The organism is uncultured Bradyrhizobium sp., assembly GCF_936928535.1.
Lineage (GTDB): Bacteria > Pseudomonadota > Alphaproteobacteria > Rhizobiales > Xanthobacteraceae > Bradyrhizobium.
In genome coordinates, this window is the sequence record NZ_CAKZHY010000139.1 from 1 (window position 1) to 8,700 (window position 8,700).

Sequence of the window (8,700 nt, forward strand, 5' to 3'; positions counted from 1 at the left end):
GAGGTGCCCAGGATGAATTTGTTCTAGCGGCCATCGCCCAGAATCTGAGGCGGTTGAAGTTTTCAAGAACATCGTCGAGTTGGCGGGCTGCCGCCTCGGCGCCGAGTGCCAGAACCCGATCGACGATGTGGTTCGCACGGGTCTTGTCCGTGGGGTTGAGATCGCGCGGCTCGGTCGCCGGCTTGAAGGGGCGCACAATGACCCGTGTCGGGTCGGGCCGCAAATAAAGTGCCTGACGGTTCAGGAATGGAGATGGCGACAAACTGTCCTCGGAGTGTTTCAAGAGAAGGGAAAATGGTCAAAGGCCGTCAGGCAACCAGCGGCGCGGGCTGTACGCGGCTTTCACTCAGGCGGGCGAGTTGCCCGCTGTGGGTCATCTTGGTGATTTCCGACGCCGAAATCGGCGATCGGAAGGAGTTCGTTTTGTTGCGCCGCATGAGTCTGCTTTTGTGAAGGGTTTCGGATGCCGGTCGCAGCGGTGACAGCGCGGCATATTCGGGCGGCCGGCGTCCGAAAGCCTCCAAGGGAGGAAACCGCGCTTAGGGGACGTAAGGCGGTGCGGCAATCGCTATGGGGATTTGAGCACTGCAGGCGAGCTGGTTGATGGAGTTCGAACCGGTGCAGCGAGCGGCACGAGGCTATCGCTATCGTTGAATGGGCGCTGGGCGGTGTCGAGCGCGATCAATGATCGACGGATAGACGACCGCAGATGGGCGTTTGGGCGCGTTCCGTCATGGTCGGTCGATGAGCGGCGGGCACGACGAGTAGCTTTGCAGAACAGCAGATGTGGGGTCATGAGGTGTCGATCCTGATGACACTGGTTGGCGCGGTCGGTTGATGCTTGGGCTCAAGTAATTGATAATTTGACTCTCGCCAACGCCGCGCTTCGATAGCGCCATGACGAAGGCAGAGAACCGAGCAGCCGCGAATGCTTGGCGCGAATATCGCGAGCAACAACGCCGCGAGGCTGAGCGCGCGGCTGACATTGCTGCGGACCAGTTCGACCTCGGTCGGCTGAGGGGCTACCTGATCTTCGGTCGCCGTGCCCACGGTGCAGACGCGGATAAGCTGCGGAGCGCGATCGACGACTACGTCGAGGAGCTAACAGGCAACCGGACCAAGCTGCACGCAGGATCGTCGAGCATCGGATGAGGTCTGCAACCGAGGCGGCCTTAGTTCATCTTGCGGCGGAGCTTCTTGATGATCTCCCGCAGGTCGCGAAAGTATTCCTCGACCACTTGTATGGCCACTTGGGTGCGGGAGGAATCCTTCCGCTTGTCAGACTTGTTTGGGTCGCGGTCCACGGGTCCAATTCCGTAGCGGGGATACTAAGATTTCCTTTGAATTTCGCGCCGTTCGTGAGGCGGCCCCTTAGGCTGTTCAGCGCGGATGTGGAGAACGTACAGCGTGTTCTGGAACTCGTCCGTTACTTCCATCCGCCAGTCCCGGCCGGGCGCAAGCTTCCCGTCTATGCCCTGAAGGATCTGTCCGGCTGTTACCGTGGCTTCCTTCCACGCCGCATGCTTGTCGGGAAGATATTCGCCTTCTTGATCAATCTCATGGCGCTCATGCGTGATATGAAAGAAGTACCTCGGCATGCGCCGGTAATGCTGTAGTGTCGGACCGGGTTCCTATTTCGGCGGTTGCATTCCTGGCGACTCAACCCGTTCGCTGAGATGATTGGCTACGTCGACCTGCCGCGCCTTCTCAAGGCGTCACGTTCAGGACCATGGGGAAGCTTCGAAGCCTCCAGTTCGATTTTCTTGGACCAAGTCTCCAGACGATCTCGAAGCGTAAGCTCCTGCTTGAAACGGCGCCGCTTGACCACGGCACGCTCCTTTCGATGAAAGGAAGGCGGGCCCGCAATCATCGATGAAGGTAATCGGCAACAGACCATGGTGCGCCTACAGACGGTTCCGCGCCATAACGTAGGTTAAGCTGCAGGAACTCGCGCACGTTCTCAAGCTTGATCAAGTGCTGGCTCGCCGCCGAGCTGGCGGAGCGGCCCCGGCCCATACCCCCCAAGCCCCCTGCGAGCCGGGGCCGTCTCACCGCCGCAAGCCCGAAGAGGGATTAATGACCGTCTTCGTATACGTCCATACCGCTAAGCAGGTCGGCGACAGGGACCACATCAAGGTTTTCGCTACGGTCGATGCCGCTGAAACGTGGTTCGAGAAGAACGACCCCGAAGGGGTCGCGTTCGAGTACGACGTGATCGAAGAGGTCGGTCCGCCAGTGCGATCAGACTGTGTCGCGGCGCCGAATATTGACCCCTTTCGGCGCCCAACATTGACCCCTCTCACTGCACCAAATTTGAAATCGATCCAGGCGCTTACTGCATGTGAGGCGGGGTCAATGTTGGGCGCCGGTCGGGGGTCAAAAGCCGCGCCGATCCACAGCTGACGTCTGCAGCGGGAAAGATCTACGCAGCGTGCCTCCCCTCCCCGCAAACGACGCCCCTTATTCAAAAAGAATGGAACGGCGTGTTCGGCGGCAAGCCCGAAATCGAGAAATTTCGAGAGGACGCGAAGCGCGAACTCAAGCGTAAAGGCTACACCAGCATTGTCCGTTCAGACCTCGTTGGATACGTGTCGATCGCCGCGCCTGTCACCGATTGGAACGACGACGTTCGCTTTACGCTTAGCCTGGCTGGCACACGCGCGACCATGAACCTCGACTCGACAAGCGATCAGGTGAAAGCGCTACTCGACAGTGCAGATCGCGCTACGCAGGCGATTGGAGGACGCATCGGTCGCGACCGGTAAGTTCAGAAACCCACGTTTGCTTCGAATGGTTTTTCTTGGTCTCTGGGCGCACACGTCGTGCATACTGCCGAAACAATTTCCGGTTTGCCTTACTTGAATATCGCGCGAGCCCGACTCCTGACGAGACCATCCTTGAGCGAGAGGCCTTCTGGAAGCGAATCCTGCTGACGCGGTGAGTACGGTCTTAACCGCAACTGAAGTCGGTCACCCCATACTCGAACGTGGCGCCGCAAGTGATGGAGTTTGGGGGCTTGCGGAAAGCGCTGGCGGAGAGAGTGGGACTCTCTTCCCCGATGCCGCGGATGCGCCAAAACCTGCGGAAAACAAGGATTCACGAAGATCCCGGCCGGATTTTGTGACCACCGTCGTGTACCACCTCACCGGCCGATTCGGCCGTCAATCTCGGGCGAGTTCGAGGCGCCCCTGAGAGAGCCCGTTTCAGCCGGGGCGGCAGAATGGAAGTCTGAGGCACAAGGCTACACCTCTCGAAAGAAGAATCGCAGTGCGCTCGGCCAAAATGCGAAGAACACAGGTTGAGAAAATCTGGTCCGCTCTGCCGCGACGAGCGGACCTCCGTCAGACGCGCTGCAACTTCGCAGATGGGCCACAAACCGACATGCTGTTTGTCACTTTTGTTTCGCCATTGGCTTTGCGAGCTCACGGGCGCTGTCGATGACGAGCTGCACAACCGGGCTGACGGTGCGGTCCTTGATCGTGAGCATCCCGTTCGGTCGACGGTCCGCTGGCAGCTCAATGGACAAGACCTTGAGCGCCGCCTCCCTGGCGAGAAATTTCAGGGTGGAAGCCGGGAAAACCGTGATGAACCGCCCCGTCTCCAGCAGGCTGACCCGCATATGGGGGGCATCGGTGACCACCGTCGCCTGGGGATACGCGAGCCCTCGGGCAAGAAAGGCTTGCGTGATGATGGAGCCGATCACGCTCTCCCGCGGCGGAAGCACCCAACGCTCCTCCGCCAGATCGGAGAGCTGGATATTGCGCCGACGCGTCCATGGATTTTTTGCGCCCGCCGCGATGACGTAGCGATCTTCAAAAAGAAACTCGAAATGCAGCCGCTCGTCGGCAATCGGGCCGCGACTGCGCACGAATGACAGATCGACTTTGCGTTCGCTCAGGTCGCGATGCAGCGCCTCGATGTAGCCGGTCACGAGCTGAAATCTGATCCGCGGATGACGCCGCGAGAGCCGGTCTATGAGCGCGGAAACGAAGCTCGCCGCCAGATCAGCCGTGCTTCCAATCCGCACCTCTCCGGCGGTGGGATCGGCCAGAAATTCGATGTTCTTCACGCCCCGCCGTAGCTCGTCAAAGGCGGCGGCGCCGCAATCGATCAGGGCGCGGCCGCACGCGGTCGGCTCGATTCCGCGCCGGTGGCGATCCAGCAGGCGGACGCCGAACGCCCGCTCGAGTTCCGCGATCGATCTCGAAATGTTGGGCTGGGTGGTGTTGAGCAGGACTGCCGCCTTGCCCATGCTGCCGGCCTGCACCACCGCCATCAGCACGTGCAGATCCTGCAGCTTCATTCGCTTTCCGATGCGATCGCTCATTTGCATGAGAGCACCCATGTCCGTTTTGAGATGGTCTCATCAGACAATAGCCTTATGCGCTTATGATAGCATCAACTATCCTCCACCGTTTAAGAGAGCCAGCGTGGGCGTAGGTTCGACGGAGCAAAGCCTGTGACTTCCTCCCGACGTCAATTTCTACACTTCGCGGCCGGAGTCGCCGCACCGGCGCTGCTGTCGGGCCTGGCTTGCGCCGACACCTATCCCTCTCGACCGGTCCGGATCATGGTCGGCTTCGCCGCCGGCGGCCCGAACGACATTCTCGCGCGTCTGGTCGCAGACTGGTGGTCGGAGCGGCTCGGCCAGCAATTCATCGTCGAGAACCGGTCCGGCGCAGGAAGCAATCTCGCCACTGACGCGGTCGTGCGCGCGCCTTCCGACGGCTACACGCTTCTGCTGGTTGGTTCGCCGAACGCGATCAATGCCACGCTATATGAAAATCTCGATTTCAATTTCCTGCGGGATATCGCGCCGGTCGCAGGCCTGACCCGTGGCGGCCTCGTGATGGTGATCCACCCATCGGTTCCTGCCCATACAATTCCGGAGTTCATCGCCTATGCCAAAGCCAATCCCGGGAAGCTCTCCTATGGTTCGGGCGGCGTGGGCGGGATCACCCACATCGCCGCGGAATTGTTCAAGCAGGCCGCCGGGGGGCTCGATCTTCAGCATGTGCCCTATCGAGGCGTGACGCCCGCCATCACGGATCTGCTCGGCGGGCAGGTGCAGGTCGTCTTTGTCAATGTGGCGCCCTCGATCGGTTACATCGAGAGCGGCAAGCTGCGCGCGCTCGGGCTAACGACGGCGATGCGATCCGAGGCATTACCGGATGTGCCTTCTATCGGCGAATTCGTGCCCGGCTACGAGGCCAGCTCGGTGTTCGGCATCGGCGCGCCGAAAGGCACCCCAGGCGCGATCATCGACAAGCTCAACAAGGAGGCCAACGCCGCTCTGGCCGATGCGGGGTTCAGGACGCGCCTGCGCGGCCTCGACGCGACGGCACTGGGCGGCTCGCCCGCCGATTTCGGCAAGCTGATGGCCGATGAAACCGAGAAGTGGGCCAAAGTGATCAGCCTCGCGAAGATCCGACCGGAATAGCGGGGTAAAGTTTTACATGCAGGGGACATTCAGCAAGATTTGCGCGAAGCAAGGCGGCGCGTTCGATTGCTATCTGGTCGTACCCGGGACTGAAAAGCAGGTCGCTGCAATCGTGCTTGCCTCTGCTATTCACGGCGTGGATGCCGACATGATCGCCATCGCCGACGAGCTGGCGGCATACGGGGCCATCGTCGCAGTGCCGGATCTGTTCTGGCGTTCGATGGCCGGCCCGCTGCCTCGTAACGACCCGCGTGCGGCCCAGCGCGCGCAGCCGCGCCTCCAACAAATCAAGGTCGGCGAAGACGATATGATCGACACATTGAGACACCTCGGCAGGATCCCGCAATTCAACGGCCGGGCGGTGGTCATGGGATTTTGCTACGGCGGCCCTTATGCGATTCTCGGACCCAGGCGACTTGGCTACGCCGCCGGTATCAGCTGTCACGGGTCGGAGATGCTGGACTATCTTCACGAGCTTGCCGGGGTCCGCGAGCAAGTCCGCTTCATTTGGGGCGACGAGGACAATCGCGCCACGGCCGAAGTGCTGCAGGCGTATCGTGACGCAGCGGCGCGCACGGGCAACGTCGAAGTGCACATTTTGCCCGGGATACGCCACGGCTATATGATGCGGACAAGCCCGTCCTTCGACCGAGTAGCATATGATTTTTCAATGAGGCGCGCCTGTGAGATTCTTCAACGTCTCCAGTCGCCGTCCGAGGCTCGTAACTTTTGATTGCCCCGGCTATCCTGTTCATGGTCGGAACCCGACTTGCCATTCAGGGAGAACAGCATGGCGCGTCTCGTTGCCTTATTGGTTGCTCTCTGTTGTTATTTCTCGTCTGGACCTATGTTTGCGGACGACGCATCGAAGCAACTGGTCGGAAGTTGGAAATTGACCTCTTGGACCATTCAAATTGTCGGCGGCGACGCGACCGAACCGTTTGGTCCTAACCCGAAAGGCAGGGCACTCTTCACGCCGGACGGATTTGCGGCCTTCATTATTGTCGGAGCAAACCGCAAGCCTGCAACAAACAACGACGAGGCAGCGGCGCTCCTCAAGTCGTTGCTTGTCTACTCCGGTAAATTCACCATCGACGGAGACAAGTTCACGACCAAGGTCGACATATCGGGCAACGAGCTCCTCACCGGGCTGGATCAGGTGAGATTTTTCAAGTTGGAGGGTGACCGATTGAGCCTCCGAACGGCTGAACAAGTCAGCTCTGTTGGCATTTATCAGGGTAAGAAAGTCGTCGGCGCTCTGACCTGGGAACGCGAACACTGACAGCGGTGGAACGCTTGGCGAAATGCTTGCCCATCCAAGGAGCCCCCAACACAGAAATGTCGCCTGTGGGTCAAAATCGTCCCTCCCATCGCTCGAAGTGGACGTGGGTACGTCTTCAATCGTCTGAAAGCGGAAAAGGGATTGGAAGGCCTCCGGGCCGAAAATGACCAGCCTCACAAGTTGAGGAGGTCAACATGATCGATGTTCTGAGCGTTACCCATGCCGTCTCGAAACGCACTCCTTGGAATAAGGGAAAGATCGTCGGTGCGAAGCCGCCGCTCCGGCCAAAGCATGTCTGGTCAATTCGCACCAAACTTCAAGTGGTAGGTCGGATGCGTGATCTGGCGCTTTTCAACGTCGCCATCGACAGCGAGCTTCGCGGCTGCGATGTTGTAGCTCTGAAAGTTGATGACGTTGCCCCGGGTGGATATGCGGCGGACCGCGCGAGCGTCAGACAGAAGAAGACAGGCCGGCCGGTCAAATTTGAACTGACGGAATCCACCCGTCAGGCGATCGATGACTATCTCCGGGCTACCGGCAAGAAGTCGGGCGCATACCTATTCACTGGTCGACGGCAGGCTGGACACATGACAACCCGCCAGTATGCCCGCCTCCTATCTCACTGGATCGCTGACATTGGATTGGACCCGCACCTATTCGGGACACATTCTCTTCGTCGAACCAAAGCGACCTTGATCTACCGCCGAACCGGCAACCTGCGAGCCGTGCAGCTCCTATTGGGGCACACCAAGATCGAGAGTACCGTCCGGTATCTCGGCATCGAGGTTGATGACGCCCTCGCGATAGCGGAACAAGTCGACGTCTGATTTCGAGGGCAGAGCAGACGAGATCTGCTTTGCCCTCACAGCCGGCTTCGGGCCATGAGCGGGCATTTGAGACAAGATGGGCGGCGTCCGTCATTCGCGTGCCGCTCTAGCGGTCTTCAATTCCCCACCGGATTTTGGCCCACAATCTTTCGTGCACGAGGTAGGCGAGCGACGTGTAGATGTTGCTAACGATCATGAAGCCAACGGCAGCATGTACCGCTCCAGTCAGTAGGTAGATTGTCAGAAAGTCCAAAGTCATAACCACAACGCGGTAGGTTATTGCTTTCACCAAGGAGCGACGGGGACTTACGTTGCGCATGCACCCTCTCCGCCTTCACCGCGAAAGTCAGTGGCGTTTTTCTCGGGAGGGATGCTAGTTGAACAGTTGCACGGATGCCAGAATCGCCGGCTGCAGCGCCTTCGGCAGTAACCATCGAATGTCTCGGTTGGGTCACGAGCCGCTTTACTTGCAGCGACCAAATCAAGTCGGCTCTGCATCCGACAGAAGACCTCAGCAAGACCTCCTACATTTATCGCGATGGTCCAGAAGCAGACCTTCAGCCCTGCCCACCCCTCGGCAGGTCTATATCTTTGCTGCGATATGCGGACGACCCCTTCGGGCTCGTATCCATGGCGTGAAGGGCCACGGTGTCGCTGCCGTCGTACCCGGGCTTCGCTGGACACTTAGAGGTTTTAGCCGCAGAGACCGTGAAATAACTCGCCGAGTTGACATCCCAATGAGCAACCGGGCTTAACATCTGGCGCTCTGAAGCGGTTTGCGCTTCCGAGAGATGAGCCTCGGACAGATAAAGATGAGTCTTCGGCAGCAGAAGAATAATTCCAAGAGCGATGAGCTTTAGTCCCAATCGCATGCTCGCCTCCACTCCTTTGATAACCGATAGCAGGAGATGAAGCGCCAAAACATTTAGGTCGGTGCCCTAAGGGGATGTACGCAGGAGGCGGCCCATGCGTCCCGCGCCTAGGTCGCCTATGGGTCAAAGGCTGCCCTCGGCAGCCAGCATGCCTTGGTCGGATCATCTCCCGGAAGCGGGCATCGCTACGCTCAAGGCCGAGGTCAGCCACGGGCCCAGGCTGCGTGAAAAGGCTCTGCTTCCTGTGATTCGCGCGATAAGATTCCCGGCGACTTTGCG

Annotated in this window: 12 protein-coding genes and 1 pseudogene; 9 read left to right on the plus strand and 4 right to left on the minus strand. The window is 59.5% G+C overall.

What is annotated here, in order from left to right; translation table 11 throughout:
* A pseudogene (locus tag Q0687_RS27660) lies at positions 1-262 on the minus strand (glycosidase); the annotation flags it as partial.
* 32 nt (positions 263-294) lie between these two features.
* Between Q0687_RS27660 and Q0687_RS27665 the strand changes: the two are divergent.
* From Q0687_RS27665 to Q0687_RS27685, 5 genes are all read left to right on the plus strand, one after another.
* Entirely contained in the window at positions 295-453 is a 159-nt protein-coding gene (locus Q0687_RS27665) for a hypothetical protein (protein WP_298884154.1), read from the plus strand.
* Between the two features lie 444 nt (positions 454-897).
* A complete protein-coding gene (locus tag Q0687_RS27670) occupies positions 898-1,152 on the plus strand; it encodes a hypothetical protein (RefSeq protein WP_298884157.1) in 255 nt (84 codons plus the stop codon).
* A complete protein-coding gene (locus tag Q0687_RS27675) occupies positions 1,149-1,616 on the plus strand; it encodes a hypothetical protein (RefSeq protein WP_298884160.1) in 468 nt (155 codons plus the stop codon). Before Q0687_RS27670 ends, Q0687_RS27675 begins: the two co-directional genes overlap by 4 nt.
* Positions 1,617-2,076: 460 nt before the next feature.
* On the plus strand, positions 2,077-2,403 hold the full coding sequence (locus tag Q0687_RS27680) for a hypothetical protein (RefSeq protein ID WP_298884163.1): 327 nt from the start codon (positions 2,077-2,079) through the stop codon (positions 2,401-2,403).
* Positions 2,400-2,765, plus strand: coding sequence for an IclR family transcriptional regulator C-terminal domain-containing protein (locus Q0687_RS27685; protein WP_298884180.1), 366 nt, complete (start codon positions 2,400-2,402; stop codon positions 2,763-2,765). Before Q0687_RS27680 ends, Q0687_RS27685 begins: the two co-directional genes overlap by 4 nt.
* 626 nt (positions 2,766-3,391) lie before the next feature.
* Here Q0687_RS27685 and Q0687_RS27690 read toward each other — a convergent pair.
* The gene (locus Q0687_RS27690; protein WP_298884165.1) at positions 3,392-4,303 is read right to left on the minus strand and encodes a LysR family transcriptional regulator; all 912 of its coding nucleotides are present in this window, start codon (positions 4,301-4,303) and stop codon (positions 3,392-3,394) included.
* 156 nt (positions 4,304-4,459) lie between these two features.
* On the opposite strand from Q0687_RS27690, the gene Q0687_RS27695 reads away from it, so the two are divergent.
* From Q0687_RS27695 to Q0687_RS27710, 4 genes are all read left to right on the plus strand, one after another.
* Positions 4,460-5,440 (plus strand): tripartite tricarboxylate transporter substrate binding protein, encoded by a 981-nt coding sequence (locus tag Q0687_RS27695; protein WP_298884168.1) that lies wholly within the window; start codon positions 4,460-4,462, stop codon positions 5,438-5,440.
* Between the two features lie 16 nt (positions 5,441-5,456).
* A complete protein-coding gene (locus tag Q0687_RS27700; RefSeq protein WP_298884171.1) occupies positions 5,457-6,173 on the plus strand; it encodes a dienelactone hydrolase family protein in 717 nt (238 codons plus the stop codon).
* 57 nt (positions 6,174-6,230) lie between these two features.
* The gene (locus Q0687_RS27705) at positions 6,231-6,722 is read left to right on the plus strand and encodes a lipocalin-like domain-containing protein (protein ID WP_298884172.1); all 492 of its coding nucleotides are present in this window, start codon (positions 6,231-6,233) and stop codon (positions 6,720-6,722) included.
* Between the two features lie 194 nt (positions 6,723-6,916).
* Complete coding sequence (locus Q0687_RS27710; protein WP_298884174.1) at positions 6,917-7,549, plus strand: tyrosine-type recombinase/integrase; 633 nt, start codon at positions 6,917-6,919, stop codon at positions 7,547-7,549.
* 106 nt (positions 7,550-7,655) lie between these two features.
* Here Q0687_RS27710 and Q0687_RS35885 read toward each other — a convergent pair whose 3' ends face one another.
* Together Q0687_RS35885 and Q0687_RS27715 are read right to left on the minus strand one after the other, a co-directional pair.
* Positions 7,656-7,868 (minus strand): DUF2061 domain-containing protein, encoded by a 213-nt coding sequence (locus Q0687_RS35885; RefSeq protein WP_363324001.1) that lies wholly within the window; start codon positions 7,866-7,868, stop codon positions 7,656-7,658.
* Between the two features lie 238 nt (positions 7,869-8,106).
* On the minus strand, positions 8,107-8,421 hold the full coding sequence (locus Q0687_RS27715) for a hypothetical protein (RefSeq protein ID WP_298884177.1): 315 nt from the start codon (positions 8,419-8,421) through the stop codon (positions 8,107-8,109).
* Positions 8,422-8,700: the final 279 nt, after the last annotated feature.